The sequence below is a fragment of the Flavobacterium erigeronis genome (assembly GCF_054075165.1).
In genome coordinates, this window is sequence record NZ_JBSKGP010000014.1 from 18,234 (window position 1) to 34,609 (window position 16,376).

16 protein-coding genes and 1 tRNA gene are annotated in these 16,376 nt (G+C 35.0%); 6 read left to right on the forward strand and 11 right to left on the reverse strand.

Annotated features, from left to right (window positions below):
* Positions 1-8 precede the first annotated feature (8 nt).
* The 3 genes from ACWA1F_RS22620 to ACWA1F_RS22630 form a co-directional block, all read right to left on the reverse strand.
* Positions 9-377 carry a hypothetical protein gene (locus ACWA1F_RS22620; RefSeq protein WP_456897153.1) on the reverse strand — a complete coding sequence of 123 codons (369 nt, stop codon included), beginning with the start codon at positions 375-377 and terminating at the stop codon, positions 9-11.
* Positions 378-472: 95 nt separating this feature from the next.
* The gene (locus tag ACWA1F_RS22625; RefSeq protein WP_456897155.1) at positions 473-859 is read right to left on the reverse strand and encodes an ACT domain-containing protein; all 387 of its coding nucleotides are present in this window, start codon (positions 857-859) and stop codon (positions 473-475) included.
* Positions 860-912: 53 nt separating this feature from the next.
* Complete coding sequence (locus tag ACWA1F_RS22630; RefSeq protein ID WP_456897157.1) at positions 913-1,173, reverse strand: hypothetical protein; 261 nt, start codon at positions 1,171-1,173, stop codon at positions 913-915.
* 352 nt (positions 1,174-1,525) lie between these two features.
* Here ACWA1F_RS22630 and ACWA1F_RS22635 point away from each other — a divergent pair, with 352 nt between their 5' ends.
* Together ACWA1F_RS22635 and ACWA1F_RS22640 are read left to right on the forward strand one after the other, a co-directional pair.
* A complete protein-coding gene (locus tag ACWA1F_RS22635; RefSeq protein WP_456897159.1) occupies positions 1,526-4,918 on the forward strand; it encodes a SusC/RagA family TonB-linked outer membrane protein in 3,393 nt (1,130 codons plus the stop codon).
* A 13-nt stretch (positions 4,919-4,931) separates the two neighbouring features.
* A complete protein-coding gene (locus tag ACWA1F_RS22640) occupies positions 4,932-6,935 on the forward strand; it encodes a RagB/SusD family nutrient uptake outer membrane protein (protein ID WP_456897161.1) in 2,004 nt (667 codons plus the stop codon).
* Positions 6,936-7,003: 68 nt separating this feature from the next.
* Here ACWA1F_RS22640 and ACWA1F_RS22645 read toward each other — a convergent pair whose 3' ends face one another.
* Entirely contained in the window at positions 7,004-7,252 is a 249-nt protein-coding gene (locus ACWA1F_RS22645; protein ID WP_306159103.1) for a hypothetical protein, read from the reverse strand.
* 181 nt (positions 7,253-7,433) lie between these two features.
* Positions 7,434-7,507, reverse strand: a tRNA-Met gene (locus tag ACWA1F_RS22650).
* A 150-nt stretch (positions 7,508-7,657) separates the two neighbouring features.
* Here ACWA1F_RS22650 and ACWA1F_RS22655 point away from each other — a divergent pair.
* Both ACWA1F_RS22655 and ACWA1F_RS22660 read left to right on the forward strand, forming a co-directional pair.
* Positions 7,658-8,050, forward strand: a complete 393-nt coding sequence (locus ACWA1F_RS22655) for an START-like domain-containing protein (RefSeq protein WP_125722604.1) — start codon at positions 7,658-7,660, stop codon at positions 8,048-8,050.
* Positions 8,051-8,104: 54 nt separating this feature from the next.
* Positions 8,105-8,941: an aminotransferase class IV gene (locus tag ACWA1F_RS22660; RefSeq protein ID WP_456897164.1), complete on the forward strand. Its 837-nt coding sequence runs from the start codon at positions 8,105-8,107 to the stop codon at positions 8,939-8,941.
* Here ACWA1F_RS22660 and ACWA1F_RS22665 read toward each other — a convergent pair.
* From ACWA1F_RS22665 to ACWA1F_RS22690, 6 genes are all read right to left on the reverse strand, one after another.
* Positions 8,938-9,498, reverse strand: a complete 561-nt coding sequence (locus ACWA1F_RS22665; RefSeq protein WP_008464759.1) for a YqgE/AlgH family protein — start codon at positions 9,496-9,498, stop codon at positions 8,938-8,940. The genes ACWA1F_RS22660 and ACWA1F_RS22665 overlap by 4 nt on opposite strands.
* 128 nt (positions 9,499-9,626) lie before the next feature.
* Positions 9,627-9,899, reverse strand: coding sequence for an HU family DNA-binding protein (locus ACWA1F_RS22670; RefSeq protein ID WP_008464760.1), 273 nt, complete (start codon positions 9,897-9,899; stop codon positions 9,627-9,629).
* Between the two features lie 180 nt (positions 9,900-10,079).
* A complete protein-coding gene (fmt, locus tag ACWA1F_RS22675; RefSeq protein ID WP_456897167.1) occupies positions 10,080-11,027 on the reverse strand; it encodes a methionyl-tRNA formyltransferase in 948 nt (315 codons plus the stop codon).
* The gene (locus ACWA1F_RS22680; protein WP_456897169.1) at positions 11,027-12,922 is read right to left on the reverse strand and encodes a RecQ family ATP-dependent DNA helicase; all 1,896 of its coding nucleotides are present in this window, start codon (positions 12,920-12,922) and stop codon (positions 11,027-11,029) included. Before ACWA1F_RS22680 ends, fmt begins: the two co-directional genes overlap by 1 nt.
* 66 nt (positions 12,923-12,988) lie before the next feature.
* Positions 12,989-13,522, reverse strand: coding sequence for an AAA family ATPase (locus ACWA1F_RS22685; RefSeq protein ID WP_456897171.1), 534 nt, complete (start codon positions 13,520-13,522; stop codon positions 12,989-12,991).
* A gap of 595 nt (positions 13,523-14,117) precedes the next feature.
* Positions 14,118-15,032: an alpha/beta hydrolase family protein gene (locus ACWA1F_RS22690; RefSeq protein ID WP_456897173.1), complete on the reverse strand. Its 915-nt coding sequence runs from the start codon at positions 15,030-15,032 to the stop codon at positions 14,118-14,120.
* Between the two features lie 237 nt (positions 15,033-15,269).
* Here ACWA1F_RS22690 and ACWA1F_RS22695 point away from each other — a divergent pair, with 237 nt between their 5' ends.
* Together ACWA1F_RS22695 and ACWA1F_RS22700 are read left to right on the forward strand one after the other, a co-directional pair.
* Positions 15,270-15,566: a DUF493 family protein gene (locus ACWA1F_RS22695; protein WP_035649758.1), complete on the forward strand. Its 297-nt coding sequence runs from the start codon at positions 15,270-15,272 to the stop codon at positions 15,564-15,566.
* A gap of 4 nt (positions 15,567-15,570) precedes the next feature.
* Entirely contained in the window at positions 15,571-16,296 is a 726-nt protein-coding gene (locus ACWA1F_RS22700) for a DUF4290 domain-containing protein (RefSeq protein WP_306159091.1), read from the forward strand.
* Positions 16,297-16,376 lie beyond the last annotated feature (80 nt).

Here is a 16,376-nt window from a genome sequence, read left to right on the forward strand (position 1 = left end):
TGCTGTATCTAAAATCTTAGACATTGAAAAATTTGTTCGGCACTTTGTTTTAACTGTTCAGGATTGTTAAAGTTATCACTCTTTTTTTTCTTTAGAAAATTTGAGATAGAATCCTGATACGCAGTTTTATTTTCTGCGGTTAAACTGCCATCATTATAGATCTGATAATCGATTAAATTGTTTTGATCTACAACCAAGCTCGCGAAAGCTATAATTTTTCCTGCCTTTTCTGCAAGCAAAAACGGAATTCCAAAAGATGTTTCATTTTCATCATTAAGAGGTGTATTTTGATAGAAGATATTTTGCAAAATCTCCATGTCAAAGATGTAAACTTCTCTAAATGTTATGCTGTCTTTTTTTGATACCTGCGATTCCATATTCTTTTTTAGCAAAATTAAAGCTATTCAAGATTTGGGTACAGATACAGAAAATAGTTTTTTTAAGGATACAGATTGAAATTGGAAAAAAGAGATTAAATAGAACGAAGCGCGTTCATAGCACGTTCTGTATCTTTTTCGTCAATAAAAACATGATCGTGATAATAAGCGGCAACAACATTACAGCTAATGTTTGCGTCGCCTAATACTTTTGAAAATGCAGCGGTCATTCCAACGGCTTCTAGTGAAGAATGAACTTTAAAAGTAATCCAAGCCGCAACATAAGAATAATCGAGATTGAATTCGTCGGCATCTTCTTTTTTTAGAATTACGGTAATTCCTTCACTTTCTTTAAATAGGAACAAAATTTTAGAAAAAGGAATATTGTCAATAGTGTTTAAAGAGCAATAAACATATCGCCCTTCATTTAAAACAGGATTTAGGTTTTTTAAGAGGATATCGAGATTTTTTTCTCCAGACATTTTAATTGTTTTTTAAGAAAATAAATTTAAGAAGGCTAATAAACAAAATGGAATTATTTTTCAGATTCCAAATTATCGGTAGCTGCAGAAATCTGATCTAATATATTAGTCTGATTTGGCGAAATGTAGTTTTTGTTTTCGCTAATCTGCTCTTTCTTAAAAAGAAGATCTAACGCATTGTATAGTTTTAATAAAACATCTCGGTCTGCTTTTTCGATTTCTAAAGCAGAATTAAAATTAAAAACATAATTATTCGAATTGCGCACTTCGACTTTTATCGTTTTTGATGTGATCTTAAATTTGACTATATCCATGTTGTAAAATTATCTCTTCTGCAAAATAACTATTTTAATAGAAGTTATGGAATCTTCTGTTAAAGATTTTTTCTAAAATATTCTTCACTTAGAATCGATAGGTCCTAAAAGTTAAAAATAAGAAACCAGAATTTTTTTATCGGAATTTTTTTAGATAATTTATTTTTTTATGAGAAATCAGTATAAAAATATATTCTGTAGACTATTTTATCCCCAAAAACGGATTTTATTTTTCCTTCCTAAAGTCACTATTAATCAAATTTGCATCCCAGATTACGAACTGATTTGATGTGAATCGATCTGGAGTAATTTTTTCAAAACTAACTATTTAATTAACCAAATTACCAATCAAATGACAAATTTTATTAGGATTAAAAAAAGTCCTAATGGCGTGTCTAAATTTAATTTGAAGAAGAAAATGATAATGCTCTGCGCGTTGTTTTCTTTATCTCAAATTGATGGCTACGCGATTAGTTCCACGACAGCACTGTCACAAAATGCGAAACTCCAAAAAAGCATTAAAGGGCAGGTAAATGATGAAAACGGCATGCCGATGCCGGGTGTTTCAGTTTTAGAAAAAGGAAGTAAAAATGCAACAACAACAGATTTTGACGGAAAATTTACTTTAAACTTAGGCAACGATAATTCTGTATTAGTCGTGTCTTATTTGGGCTACGTAACAACAGAAGTTGCTGTAAAAGGCCAAACTTCAATAACCATAAAAATGCAAAAGACGACTACTTCATTAGAAGAAGTTGTGGTTGTAGGTTATGGTAAAATGAAGAAAAAGGATTTAACGGGAGCAGTCGTTCAGGTAACGCCTGATAGGCTGGTGAACCAGAATCCGCAGACGGTTCAGGATATCTTGAGAGGTACTCCTGGAGTGCGAGTAGGGTATGATCCTTCTGCAAAAGGAGGTGGTAACATACAGATTCGCGGACAGACTTCTGTGTATACGGGGAGTTCAGATAAGAATCAGAAAACGGGAGGACCGCATAATTCGCCGCTTATTATTTTAGACGGAATGCAGTTTTACGGTGAGCTTTCAGAAATCAATCCTGATGATATCGCACAGCTTGATATTTTAAAAGATGCATCGGCAGCATCTGTATACGGATCGAGAGCGGCAGCAGGAGTTATTTTGATTTCGACCAAAAAAGGTAAAACGGGCAAACCGATGATCAGTTTTACTACGAATACGACCATTAGTAATAAGAGCGCTTATCGCGGTGTGTATTCTCCTGAAGGATACTTAAAATATCGTGAAGATTGGGAAACTGCCCAAACTTATGGTGTGAATACAGCAACGGGACAATACGAAGCATTTATATCAGGAACAGTTGCGCCTAACAAACCGGGGTATTTCTCCAACCCGAATGATTTAGGAAAATGGGGAATTACAGAAGCGCAATGGCTAGCGTATCAGCCCGCAGCGCAAACAACAGGAAAAAGTTCCAAAGAAGTGTGGGGAGCACGTTTAGGTTTGAATTTTGATCCTTCGCTTATGGCTAATTTCTTGGCAGATAAAACGCACGATTGGAGTGACAGTTCTTTTAGAACGGGAATTAATCATGACAATAACTTGAGTATTTCGGGTGCAAGCGACAAAGTAAATTATTATATGTCTTTTGGCTATTTAACTTCTGAAGGAGCTATTGTGGGTAATGATTATAAAGCGGCGCGTTCTAATATGAAAGTGGATGCAAAAATTACCGACTGGCTGGATTTTGGAGCAAACGTTAATTTTCAAGACCGTTCTGATGGAGATGTAACGCCTTCTTTAGGTACCAATGCGGGAGACAATAATATGATGAGAACCAGTCCGTTTGGAACTTTCATTGATGCAAATGGTAAATATGAGAGACAGCCGATGGGGAAAAATGTTTCTGGACAGAATTACAACTATTACTACGAGCGTCAGTTTATTGAAAAAGAGACAGGATATACAACATTGAATACTATTTTCAATACAAAAATTACTTTGCCTTTGGGTATTACGTATACGTTTAATATTGCGCCTCGCTACCAGTTTTTTAACGATCGTTATTTCAGATCGACACAGAATCCGAACTGGCCTGCTGCGACCACAGGTGTAACAAGAAAAAATTCGAAAAGATTTGACTATAACTTGAATAATACCATAACATGGGATTATACCATTGCTGAAAAACATCACTTTATTGCCACTTTTGTTCAAGAAGCTGAAGAACGACAATATTGGTCAGATGAAATGGATGCCTTTAATATTCAGCCTTCAGATGCGTTAGGATTTCATCTTGTGAATACGGCAACAATGGCAAATAGCGCACTTCGATCAAATGACACGCATGAAACTGCAGACGCCTTAATGGCGAGACTTTTCTATTCGTTTGATAATCGTTATATGCTGACAGCGACTGTTCGTCGTGACGGATATTCGGCATTTGGAGCTTCAAATCCGTATGCAACTTTCCCTTCTTTTGGTGTAGCGTGGAGCTTTAAAAACGAAAGCTGGTTCAATTGGGAGGCCATGTCTACAGGTAAATTGCGTTTGTCTTGGGGTAAAAACGGAAACAGGTCGCTTGAAGATCCGTACGTTTCTTTGGCAAACTTAGTAAATACGGGAACTATGGGGTATTTAGATCCTTCTGGAAAAGCGCTTGAAATAAAGTATTTGTCGCTAGACCGAATGGCAAACCCGAATCTGGTATGGGAAAAAACTACCTCAACCAATATTGGTCTTGATTTAGGTTTCTTGCGCGATCGCATTACGGCTACTTTAGATCTTTATAGAGCCTCTACTAATGATATGATTATGAGTCAGTCTCTGCCTGGTTTTACTGGTTTTTCAGCCATTGCCACCAATCTGGGAGAGATTCAAAATCAGGGTGTTGAATTGAGTATTAATACACTTAATTTTAAAAAGCCAAATTTTGAATGGCGTACTTCATTGGGAATTTCTTATAACGAAAATAAAATCATTTCGCTATATGGAAATATGGTTGATATTAAAGATCCTAGCGGAAATGTTATTGGGAAAAAAGAAGGAGATGATTCTGCTAACGGATGGTTTATAGGAAGACCAATTACTCAAATTTGGGATTATAAAATAACTGGAATCTGGCAAAAAGACGAATGGAAAGAGGCTCAAAAATATGGGCAGCGTCCTGGAGATCCAAAAGTAGCCAATAGCTACACAGCAGACGATGTAGATGCAGTGGACTCAGACGGGAATTCATATAAAAAAGCAGTTTATAATGAAAAGGATAAGCAGTTTTTAGGAAACAGCAATTCTCCTGTACAGTGGTCGATGCGTAATGATTTTAAAATATTTAGAAATTGGGATTTAGGAATTAGCATGTATTCTAATGTGGGAGGAAAATCACTTAATTCCAACTACATGAATACGTTCAACGATGCCAGTTTATACAAATTCAACTTTAATCCTTATGTAAATCCATATTGGACATTGGACAACCCAACCAATAAATGGGCGCGTCTGGACGCGAAAGGTCCTGCTGGAACTCCAGTTGCACCAGGAAGATTGTACGACCGCAGCTTTGTTCGTTTAGACAACATTTCATTGGCTTATACACTTCCTAAAGATCTTTTAGACCGATTGAATATTAAAACCATAAAAATTTATGCTTCGGTTCAGAACGTAACCACGTGGGCTGCTTCTAAAGAATGGAAATATTACGGAGATCCAGAAACAGGCGGATTGGCTACACGACAGTTTAATTTAGGTTTTAATTTCCAACTTTAAAAAATATTCAAAAATGAAAAGATATATAAAAAATAAAATTTTAAGACTGGCACCTGTCGTAGCATTTGCTGCGCTGGCTAGTTCTTGCTCAAAAGATTTTCTCGAAGCAGACCCGCTTTCGTTTTACGAACCAGAAACAACCTTTTCTACAGAAGCTGGATTACAGGCTACTTTGGCATTGTGCGATAAACAGCTGCGTAATAATTATATCCACTTTGGTTATTCTGGTGTAAGTGTGCCAATAGGTACAGAATATTTATTTTCTGATATGGCACAATATGGAAAAACAGATACCGGCAGTAATATTGCTGATTATGCGGCTAATATCGTTCCGACTGGAGATTTTAGAAGAGATGCAGGTGGTGAAGCGCTTTATCTTGGATTCATGTGGACAGAAGCTTATACGGGAATTAAAAATGCTAATACCGTATTAACTTATATTGGTAATGTGACAAGTTTATCTCCAGAGGTAAAAAATAAATATATCGGTCAGGCTTATTTTCATAGAGCATACCGTTACCTGAATTTAGTGTATCAATTTGGAAATATACCATTGATTACCAAAATTTTGGAGGTTCCAAAGCAGAGTTATTATTCTACTAAAAAAGAAGCCATTATCGAAATGATTACGGCAGATATGGAAAAAGCTGTGGAGTGGGTGCCAGAACAATCTAAAATTGGATATGTTGGTATGATAAGCAAAGGAGCGTGTCGTCAGCTTTTGATAAAATGTTACTTGGCATCTGGCAGATTTGCTGATGCTGAAGCACAGGCTAATATTCTAATTAACCAATCAGGTTACTCTTTGGTACAAGGGAATTTAGGAATTTTTGATCCAGGAGGAAATCCGACGGCATGGCCAATAACTAGAAATGTAATCTGGGATTTGCACCGACCAGAAAATAAAGTAATTGCTAATAATACAGAAGCAATTTTGGTCGCACCAAATGGAGGAGCACAATCCTTTTTAGCCTTTTCTTCAATGAGAATTTTTGGACCAAACTGGAACGACGCCAATTTAATTACGCCTGACGGAAAAACAGCAGCACCACGTTTTCCATTGACAGATAAAACCAATTATAATGCAAAATATGATTATCAAAGAGCATTAGGACGTGGAATTGGTACAATTAGCGGTTCCTACTATTCACAACATCCTATGTGGAAAGTAAATGGTATCGAGGATAAGGTAGATCTTAGACACAATAGCACTGTTGGGAACTGGGTAAATATGGAAGATCTTAAATATGCTCCCGGAGCGGGCGGAAGCGCAACATGGGCAGGGCAAAATTTCAGAATGAAGGATGCAACTGGAAAATTATTAGCGCAAGATTCTATTCGTGATTGGTATGATTTTCCGCATTATAAAATCTATTATCACGATGTTGTAGCAGAAGGTAATCCAGCGGCAAATGATTTTCAGGGAGCTACTGCGGGAGCTAGTGCGCACATGTACATCTATCGTTTGGCAGAGACCTATCTATTGCGTGCAGAAGCGCGTTTTTATCAAGGAAACGTTTCTGGAGCTGCTCAAGATGTGAATGTAGTGAGAGCTAGAGCAAAAGCATCGCAAATGTATACAACCGTAACGATTGGTGATATTTGTGCAGAAAGAGGAAGAGAGCTTTATATGGAAGAATGGAGAAACGTAGAACTGAAGCGCATCTCGCACTGTTTGGCTTTAAGCGGAAAAGCAGATGAATGGGGAAATACGTATAGTAAAGACAATTGGGATAAGCAATCTGGGAAAGATGCAACTGGAGGAAGTTATTGGTGGCAGCGTATTGTGCATTATACGCTTTACAACAAATATCCAGCGGGTATTTCTTTAAAACCAGGCGTGAAGTTTTATACTATGGACAAACGTAATAATTACTGGCCAATTCCATTTAGGCTTGCTATCGAACCAAATATTAAAGGACAATTAAGTCAGAACTTTGGTTATGATGGTTACGATGCAGGTGTCAAAATGTGGGACAAATGGCAAGATGCTGTTGAAGACGAAAGCAAAATTTAAATCAGAATAAAGTTAAAGCAAAAACGAGTTAATTAATTTTAACTCGTTTTTTATATTTTATAATAAATCTATTCCAGATTATCAGCATCAGAAATCTGATCTAAAATATTGGTTTGATTTGGCGAAATGTAGTTTTTGTTTTCAATATTCTGCTCTTTCTTAAAAAGAAGATCGAGTGCATGATATAGTTTTAATAAAACATCTTTGTCTTCTTTTTTTATATCTAAAGCAGTATTAAAATTGAAAACATAATTGTTCGAATTGCGCACTTCGACTTTTATCGTTTTAGATGTGATCTTAAATTTGACTATATCCATGTTGTTAATGAATTACTTGTTGCAACTTGCTTTTTTAAAGTTGAATTCCTTTTTGGAAGCTCTTTACAAGAGTTCTAAGATAACAATTTTAAAGATTCCTCTTTTGGAATTTTCATTCGATGAGGTATAATTTAAACAAAAAACCCTTAAACATTTCTGTTTAAGGGTTTTACTTTTCTAGTAGCGAGGACGGGAGTTGAACCCGTGACCTCAGGGTTATGAATCCTGCGCTCTAACCAACTGAGCTACCTCGCCTGGACTGCTATCATGAATTCCTGATTGCGGGTGCAAAGATATAAATAATATTAAAGCATACAAGCATAAAATGAAGAAAAAAAAATATTTTTAAAAATGCTTTGTTTTTGGACATATATTCTTATATTTCGAAAAAAATTAAAGTAGCACATGGATTCAAAAATACGTTACGAAATCGAGTTTCCGATCAATTCTTCGCCGCAATTATTGTATCAATATATATCAACGCCGTCAGGTTTACAAGAATGGTTTGCTGACAATGTTAATTCAAGAGGGGAGTTTTTTACATTCATCTGGAATGACTCACAAGAAAAAGCACGTCTAGCTTCAAAAAAATCTGGCGAAAAAGTAAAATTTAAATGGGTTGACGAAAGCAGTAAAGATACTGAGTACTTTTTTGAACTTCATATTTTAGTAGACGAACTGACGAAAGACGTTTCGCTTATGGTGGTCGATTTTGCTGATAAGGAAGAAATAGGCGAGGCTAAACAATTGTGGGAGAATCAAATATCAGACCTAAAACATCTTATCGGATCTGTTTAGAAAAGTCTTTAAATATACCGTATATTTGCCCTGAACAAAATTCAGGGTTTTTTTATGATTAATTTTAACGGAAACATAGCGCAGGAAGAAATTATTTTAACTCAAAATCGCGCTTTTTTATATGGAGATGGTATTTTTGAGACAGTAAAAATTAGTAACGGAAAAATTTTGTTTCTTGAGGATCATTATTTTAGACTAATGGCATCTATGCGAGTAGTGCGAATGATGATTCCGATGAACTTTACAATGGAATATTTTGAAGAGCAGATTCTTAATTTGGTGAAAGAACAAGGAATTGCATCTTCGGCAAGAGCAAGAATTACCGTTTTTAGGAATGATGGCGGTTTATATCTTCCAAAAACTAATGATATTTCATTTTTAATTAAAGCAACTCCGCTTGAAAACGCTTCTTATAGCGTAAATCTAGACGAATACGAAGTAGATTTGTATAAAGACTTCTACGTTACAAAACAATTATTATCGTCTCTTAAAACGACTAATAAGATGATTCATATCACAGGAAGTATTTATGCGCACGAAAATGACTTAGCCAACTGTATTTTGCTAAACGACAGTAAGAATGTTGTAGAGGCGCTTCAGGGAAATATTTTTATGGTAATGGGCAAAAAGCTTATTACACCTCCAGTTTCAGAAGGTGCTTTAAACGGAATTATGCGTAAGCAAATTTTAGCGATGGCTAAAAAAGTTGAGGGCATAGAAGTAGTAGAAGAAATAATATCGCCTTTTGATCTTCAAAAAGCTGACGAATTATTTCTGACTAATGTAATCACGGGAATACAGCCTATAACTAAATATCGAAAAAAGGAGTTTACAACAAATTTGGCGCATTTATTAGTGCAGAAACTAAATGAATCCATTTCTGAAAATTAATTCAGATATGGATTTTCGGGTGCATTAGACCAAATAAGATAATCACCGCCAAGCTCAATAATCTGCTCTTTCCAAAAATGGGTAGTAGATTTTCCGATAATTTTATTTTTATAATTATTATCAGCAATAATCCAAGAGTTTCCTTGCATCTCATTCTCGAGCTGATTTTCTTCCCAACCAGTGTATCCTAAGAAAAAACGAATGTTATTTTTGCTAATAGATCCGTTGTTTATTAGGTCTTTGGTGGACTCAAAATCGCCTCCCCAATAAATTCCATTTGAAATTTCCACACTATTTGGGATTAACTCAGGAATATTGTGAATAAAATAAAGGTTGTCTTGTTCTACAGGGCCTCCGTTATATATCTTAAAGTTAGCATCAATCTCAGGTATCAAGTCATTAATAGTATATTTTAATGGCTTATTGATAATAAAACCTATTGATCCTTCTTTGTTATGGTCTGCTAATAAAATTACCGATCTGTTAAATGATAAATCTCCAATTATTGAAGGCTCGGCAATAAGCAGGTGTCCTTTTTTTAATTTTTCTGAAATCATACGGTTACAATTTTTATTAAATTTAATCATAAAAAAATTAAAATCACAAAAAAAATCGATAAACCGTATAAAAAAACCTTCCATGAGGAAGGTTTTAATTATATTATAAGTTTAGAGAACTTTCTTACTTAGTTCACTGCACCTTCTAATTCAGCTCCAGCTTTGAATTTTACAACGTTTTTAGCTGCGATTTTGATTGTTTTTCCTGTTTGAGGGTTTCTACCGTCTCTAGCAGCTCTAGAAGAAACTGACCATGATCCAAAACCTACTAATGAAACTCTTCCACCTTTTTTCAAAGTAGTTCCTACATTACCTAAAAAAGACTCTAAAGCTAATTTTGCCGCAGCTTTTGTAATTCCTGCATCAGCAGCGATAGCATCGATTAATTCTGATTTGTTCATAATAATTAGTTATTAATTGTTGGTTAAAAAAAATTGTTAATACACAAATTTAGTAGGAAATCCGTTGCGTGCAAGTGTTTTCTTTATTTTTAGCAAAAATTGTTGATAACTTGCTTTTTTTGTTCATAAACGATGTTGTTTATCGATAAAAAACAGGTACAAACCCTTGTTTTACTGACCTTAATACACTTTTGCAACGTCAGAAAAACTTACTCCATTTAATAATTCAGAAGCAAGCATTCTCTTTTTTCCTGGAAATTGTAGACTTAATAACTGAATAAAGCCGTCTTTTATTGCAATCTTGATTTCTTTTTTATTGCTAATTAGCTTTCCAATCTCATAAGGGTGTGATTCTGAGATCAGTTTTGCTTCATAAATTTTGATGTTTAATTCTTCATTTTGGTCTTTCAAAAAGCACCAAGAAGCTGGATACGGGCTTAAACCGCGAATAAGATTATTGATTTCTGTGCCAGATTTTGTCCAGTCAATTTTACAGTTTTCTTTATTTAGTTTGTAAGCCGTTTTAATGTCGTCGTTATCTTCTTGAATTGTTGTAGTAACATTTCCGCTTTCAATAACCTTCAAAGTTTCAATTACAGTTTCGCTTCCTAAGTGCATCAATCGATCGTGCAATTGCCCTGCAGTCTCTTCTGGTTCGATATTGATTTCAGAATTTAAAATCATCGCACCAGTATCAATTTTATCATCAATAAAGAAAGTAGTAACTCCAGTTTTGGTTTCTCCATTAATAATAGCCCAGTTAATAGGAGCGGCGCCACGGTAATTTGGCAATAATGAAGCATGAAGATTAAAAGTTCCTAATGAAGGCATTTCCCAAACCACTTTTGGCAACATTCTAAAAGCAACAACAATTTGTAAATTGGCATTTAAAGCTTTTAATTCGGCTAAGAAACTTTCGTCTTTTAAATTGGTTGGCTGTAATAAAGTAAGATTGTTTGCTAAAGCATATTCTTTTACTGCCGAATATTTTATTTTTTGTCCGCGTCCAGCCGGTTTATCAGCAGCTGTAATTACGCCGACAACCTCGTAGTTATTTTTAATAATGGTGTCCAAAATGCCAACAGCAAATTCTGGCGTTCCCATAAATATAATTCTCAATTTCTCCATTATGATTTTAAAGTGTATTTATTATTCGCTTGTATGATAATATGATTGTTTTCGAGTAATTCCTGAAGAACCGATAAAATATCTTTGGTGTCCATTTTTATCTGACTTTCTATTTCTCTCGAAGTCAGTGAAGCGGTTTTGAGTAAAGATAAAATCTTATCTGCAATCGAATCAGCTTCAGTAATTTTTCCTTTTAGAGTAATGCAGTACGAACAAATGCCGCAGTTTTCTTTTGTTTCTTCTCCAAAATAATCCAAAACCAATCTGTTTTTGCAGGTTTTGTTGTCTTTTATATAATATAAAACAGATAAAAGCTGTTCTTTTTTAACTTCATTTTGTTTTTCTAAATATTTCGAAACCCTATTTATAGTAAGATCGTCTTCGCGAATTTCATTAAATAATATAGTGGAGTCGTTATTTTTAGATTTGTATTCTATAATTTCCTTTTCTTTCAGTTTTTCCAAAAGAGCAATAATTTGTTCTTCTGTTCGATTTGATTTTTTTGCAAGCAAAGCTAAATTAAGATTGGCTTTTACGTCATAAATGCCAGGATAAGTTCTCAAAATCGCCAGCAAAATTTCTTCGTCATTCGGATTTAGACTCATGTATCGAATCACTTCTTTGGATTCTATCAAAAATTGAACGCTGATTTTTTCTGAGAATTCCTGAGACATGGTAATAATTCCCTGCTGATTCAAAAACTGCAAAGCATTGTATGTTTTCAAAGTCGGAAAGTCGTATTTATTGCAAAAATGATTCAATTTAAATGAAAAAGTTTCATCCATACCTTCTCCGTAAGCAATCTGAAAATAATTACACAACTTAATATACATTGTTTTTAGAAACTTCTTATCGGGAAGAATATTCAAAAATTGCTGTTCTGTCTGAATTGCATCAGAATTATTATAAAGTAAAACTGAAAACGCTTTTGCGCCATTTCGTCCCGCTCGTCCAGATTCCTGATAATAATTTTCTAAGTTTTCTGGAAGCTGGGTATGAATAACCGTTTTTACATTGTCCTTGTCAATTCCCATTCCGAAGGCATTCGTGGCGACAATAACTTGTGCCTGTTCGGACATCCAGAGCTGCATATTTTTGTCTTTTTCTTTGGTCGAAAGTCCGCCATGATAATAGGTTGACGTAAAGCCTAACGATTGTAATTGAGAAGACATGTTCAAACACGCTTTTCGATTTCGTACATATAGTATAGAAGGCTGTGGATTTTTTTTCAAGATTTGCTCTACACGATACAGTTTATCCTCCACTTCAAAAACCATGTAAGCAATATTTTTTCGCTCAAACGATTGCTGAAAATGATTCGGATTTTTTAATTCCAATTGCGTTCTAATATCTTCAATAACTCTCGGAGTTGCCGTTGCCGTTAAAGCCAAAAACGGAATTTTTGGAAAAAACTTTTTCAGTTCCGAAATTTTGAGATACGCAGGTCTAAAATCGTGACCCCATTGCGAAACGCAGTGTGCTTCGTCGACAGCAATTAAATTGATGGGTAAATTTTTGATACGCTCAAGAATCCAATCTGATTGTAGACGTTCTGGCGAAAGATATAAGAATTTGTAATTTCCGTACTGGCAGTTGTCCAATAAATCGATAATTTCTTCGGTATGAATTCCTCCAGTAAGAGCAATTGCTTTGATATCTCTTTTCTGAAGATTCATCACCTGATCTTTCATCAAGGCAATTAAAGGAGAAATTACTAAACAAATGCCTTCTTGCATCATCGCGGGGACCTGAAAGCAAATCGATTTTCCGCCACCCGTAGGAAGTACGGCAAAAGTATCCTGTCCTTCCAGAACAGAATCGACAATTTCTTTTTGCAACGGTCTAAAACTGTCGTGTTTCCAGTATTTTAGAAGAATATCCTGCGCTCCGAGCATTGCGTTTGTTTTAAAGTTAAAAATTTAGAAAAACAGTTTCTAGTTTTGCAACTTTAAACCATGCTGCTAAATTTTGTCTAAGATATAAAGAATTCTGTTTTCAACTGTATCTTTTGGAACCTCAATCAGTTCGTAACCATATTTTTTATAAGTCTCAACAAGATGCTCCTGAATTTTTACTGCCTGATCAAAATTTTCATAACGCTCAGCATCACTTTGGTAAATCTCTTCCCAAGGCGGTAAAATAAAGGTTTTAGAATATTTGAAATCTTCGCAAGCTTTCGTAAAATGCTCCGGATATTCATCGCCAATATAATCCATATAAGCTACAACATCAGGAATTCCACGGTCGATAAAAACCACTTGATCAGGTTCTTCAAGAGCATTTTTGTATTGTTCAATACGTCCTTCCAACAACATTTCGCTAAACAAAAGAGGCTGTTTCAGAAACAGCTGCTCAATGCCTTGTTCTTGCGCTTTCATGGTAACCTGTCTGGAGATTTCAGGATAGCAGCAAAAGCCACGAGCTACCAATTCGTTAATAAGAGTCGATTTTCCAGTACCAGGTCCGCCAAGCAAGACAATAATTTCTTTTTGCACTATTCTAAAAATAAAGCGCAAATTTACCTAAACTTATTAATATATAAAAAATAATATTTGCCTTGAGCGAACGATTTCGCATTTTTTGTAGACATGGGTTCCTGCTGTCCGCTACAATCTTTTGCTTTTTAAAGGAAAAAGCAAAAGGATTTCCGCTCCCATCAGGGCTAAAGAGGAGAAATGGTTTTTTTTTTTTTTTGGGAAATATTTTGCTTGTAGTACGCTCCTGCAAGGTTTCCAAAACCTTGTAGGTGTTTTTTGCAGATTTAGGTGAAGTTTAAAATTATACCTACAAGGTTTCGGAAACCTTGCAGGAAAGCCGACAATATTTAACTGTTCCTTTTAAAAAACGGTAATGTCAAAAAATCCTAGAGTGATTAAATATTTATAGAAAATTATAATTCACAAAGATTGGAAAAACCCCAGCAGGGTGACATATTTATAGAAAGATTGAACGCAATAATAAAAGCTCCAGCGGAGCGACATATAGATTTCTTCGAAATATGTCGCTCCGCTGGAGCTTTTGATAGTTGCTAAATTTATTAGCTATAAATATTTTGCTACGCTGGAGTAATTTTGTTTTCGTAATTTACAATTACTCACAAAACAAATATTTCCCAGAAGAAACTTCTTTTTTACCAGTCGGAACAATCAAATGCGACTGAAATTTTTTTTCTTTCAAAACATCATTTACAAAATCCAAAACATATTGTTTTCCATCATGAAAAAGATAACCTGAAAACTCGTGTCCGCCACCACAGAAAGTAATCAGTTCAATATCTTTATGAAGGTCGTTCATTTGATTGTAAACGGCATAAGAACCAAAAAGAATTAGCCAGCCAGAAGCATTAGTCGGGCAGGAGCGGTGCGAACCAGCCGCGTACGGAACCGTATCGTCATTGCTTCCGTGCGCCAACAACATCGGAATCGCTTTTTCTTTCGTAATCAAATTAATATCCTGAATTGCGCCAGAACCTCCAATGAAACCTTTGTATTTAAAGTTTTCTGGCAGATTGCTTTTGTATAAATTCATCAGTTTATAGTCCCAGAAACTGGCATGAAAACCAATTTCTGCTCCAGCGCTAATTCCAGAAATAAAGAATTTTGAAATGTCTAAATTGTATTTATTAGCATTTTCAATTAAAAATCCTGTTGCTTGCCACATATCGCTAACGCCGATTTGGATCGCTTTTATTTTTTCGGTTAAAGTTCCTTTACAGCCAAAATCTTTTCCTTTCATGTACAAACTGTACGAAATGCTTGCCACTGCGTAACCGTTCTGCGCCATAAATTTTCCGAAATCTTTTTCGCTTGTACGTTCTCCACCAGAAAATCCACCACCGAAAGCAAAGAGAATCAACGGAATTTTTTCGCCGGCTTTTACTTTTGGCAAGTATAAATCTAAATCTAGTTTTAAGGTGTCATTTTGGAAATAGGTAAGCGTTTTGACTTCTTGCGCTTGAATAGTGTTGATTGTTAGTGCAATAAGTAGGGTAAGGATTTTTTTCATTGGAATTGTTTTAATCTCGCAGAGACGCAAAGGCGCAGAGTTTTATAGCCACGAATTCACGAATTTTTTAATTGTATTGATTAGGCAAGGTAATTAAAATTCGTGAAATTGATTTTCAAATAAAATAATTAGTGCAATTCGTGAAATTCGTGGCGAAAAACCTTCTCTTTTTTCAAAATAAAAAATCTAAAAAATCTGAAATCAAAACCGTATATTTGCGTTTATTTTTAATTACGAATGGAGAACGATAAAGAAAAAAATACAGCCGAATTTTACGAAAGATTAAAATTAGAGCTAGATAACGCAAATACTTGGCCAGCAGAATACTTGTACAAATTTATTGTGCCTTCTGTAGCAGACAATGTAGAGCGTGTTGAAAAAGCTTTTGACAGAATGGGAGCTGTTATTAAAACAACAAAATCTAAAACAGGTAAATTTACCAGTGTTTCTGTAGATGTTACTATGCACAGCTCAGACGACGTAATCAGTAAATACAAAGAAGTTTCTACAATAGAAGGTATAGTCTCATTATAAACTTATGATCGAAAAATATAAAAGAGAAGCCGCAAGCGATGTTGTCTACAATTTAGAATACAATTCTGAAAGACAGCGTTTAATTATCCCAGAATATGGTCGTCATTTGCAAAAACTGATTGACCAAGCCACTGCTATTGAGGATGATGAAACGCGTAACAAAGCCGCAAAATATATCATTCAAGTTATGGGAAGTCTGAATCCGCATTTGCGAGATGTTCCAGATTTTCAGCATAAACTTTGGGATCAGCTTTTTATTATGTCTGATTTTAAACTGAATGTAGAATCGCCATATCCGATTCCGTCTAAAGAGGTTTTAGAGTTAAAACCAGACGTTTTGCAGTATCCGCAGAATTTCCCGAAATACAGATTTTACGGCAACAACATCAAATATATGATTGATGTTGCGAATAAATGGGAAGAAGGCGAGATGAAAAATGCGCTGATAATGGTCATTGCCAATCACATGAAAAAATCGTTCTTAAGCTGGAACAAAGACACCGTAAAAGACGATGTGATTTTTGAGCATTTATATGAATTGTCTGGTGGAAAAATCAATTTACTGCACAGCACAGAAGAACTTTTGAATACGACAGATTTAATGCGTACAAACAAACGCATGTCTAACAAAACAGCTTCTGGCGCACAGCCAAAAATTCAGAATAACAAAAACAATAACAATAAAGGAGGTCAGAAAAAGACATTTCAAAAAAACAATAATCAGAAATAAAAAGCTGCTAAGTGTCTAAGCTACTAAGATGCTAAGCTTTTTTTGCAAAAAGAAAAAACTTAGAACCTTAGAACCTCAGT

Coding starts and splice junctions, on each gene's coding strand:
- ACWA1F_RS22620 (WP_456897153.1), bottom strand. CDS start 377: ATGGAATCGCAGGTATCAAAAAAAGACAGCATAACATTTAGAGAAGTT.
- ACWA1F_RS22625 (WP_456897155.1), bottom strand. CDS start 859: ATGTCTGGAGAAAAAAATCTCGATATCCTCTTAAAAAACCTAAATCCT.
- ACWA1F_RS22630 (WP_456897157.1), bottom strand. CDS start 1,173: ATGGATATAGTCAAATTTAAGATCACATCAAAAACGATAAAAGTCGAA.
- ACWA1F_RS22635 (WP_456897159.1), top strand. CDS start 1,526: ATGACAAATTTTATTAGGATTAAAAAAAGTCCTAATGGCGTGTCTAAA.
- ACWA1F_RS22640 (WP_456897161.1), top strand. CDS start 4,932: ATGAAAAGATATATAAAAAATAAAATTTTAAGACTGGCACCTGTCGTA.
- ACWA1F_RS22645 (WP_306159103.1), bottom strand. CDS start 7,252: ATGGATATAGTCAAATTTAAGATCACATCTAAAACGATAAAAGTCGAA.
- ACWA1F_RS22655 (WP_125722604.1), top strand. CDS start 7,658: ATGGATTCAAAAATACGTTACGAAATCGAGTTTCCGATCAATTCTTCG.
- ACWA1F_RS22660 (WP_456897164.1), top strand. CDS start 8,105: ATGATTAATTTTAACGGAAACATAGCGCAGGAAGAAATTATTTTAACT.
- ACWA1F_RS22665 (WP_008464759.1), bottom strand. CDS start 9,498: ATGATTTCAGAAAAATTAAAAAAAGGACACCTGCTTATTGCCGAGCCT.
- ACWA1F_RS22670 (WP_008464760.1), bottom strand. CDS start 9,899: ATGAACAAATCAGAATTAATCGATGCTATCGCTGCTGATGCAGGAATT.
- fmt (WP_456897167.1), bottom strand. CDS start 11,027: ATGGAGAAATTGAGAATTATATTTATGGGAACGCCAGAATTTGCTGTT.
- ACWA1F_RS22680 (WP_456897169.1), bottom strand. CDS start 12,922: ATGCTCGGAGCGCAGGATATTCTTCTAAAATACTGGAAACACGACAGT.
- ACWA1F_RS22690 (WP_456897173.1), bottom strand. CDS start 15,032: ATGAAAAAAATCCTTACCCTACTTATTGCACTAACAATCAACACTATT.
- ACWA1F_RS22695 (WP_035649758.1), top strand. CDS start 15,270: ATGGAGAACGATAAAGAAAAAAATACAGCCGAATTTTACGAAAGATTA.
- ACWA1F_RS22700 (WP_306159091.1), top strand. CDS start 15,571: ATGATCGAAAAATATAAAAGAGAAGCCGCAAGCGATGTTGTCTACAAT.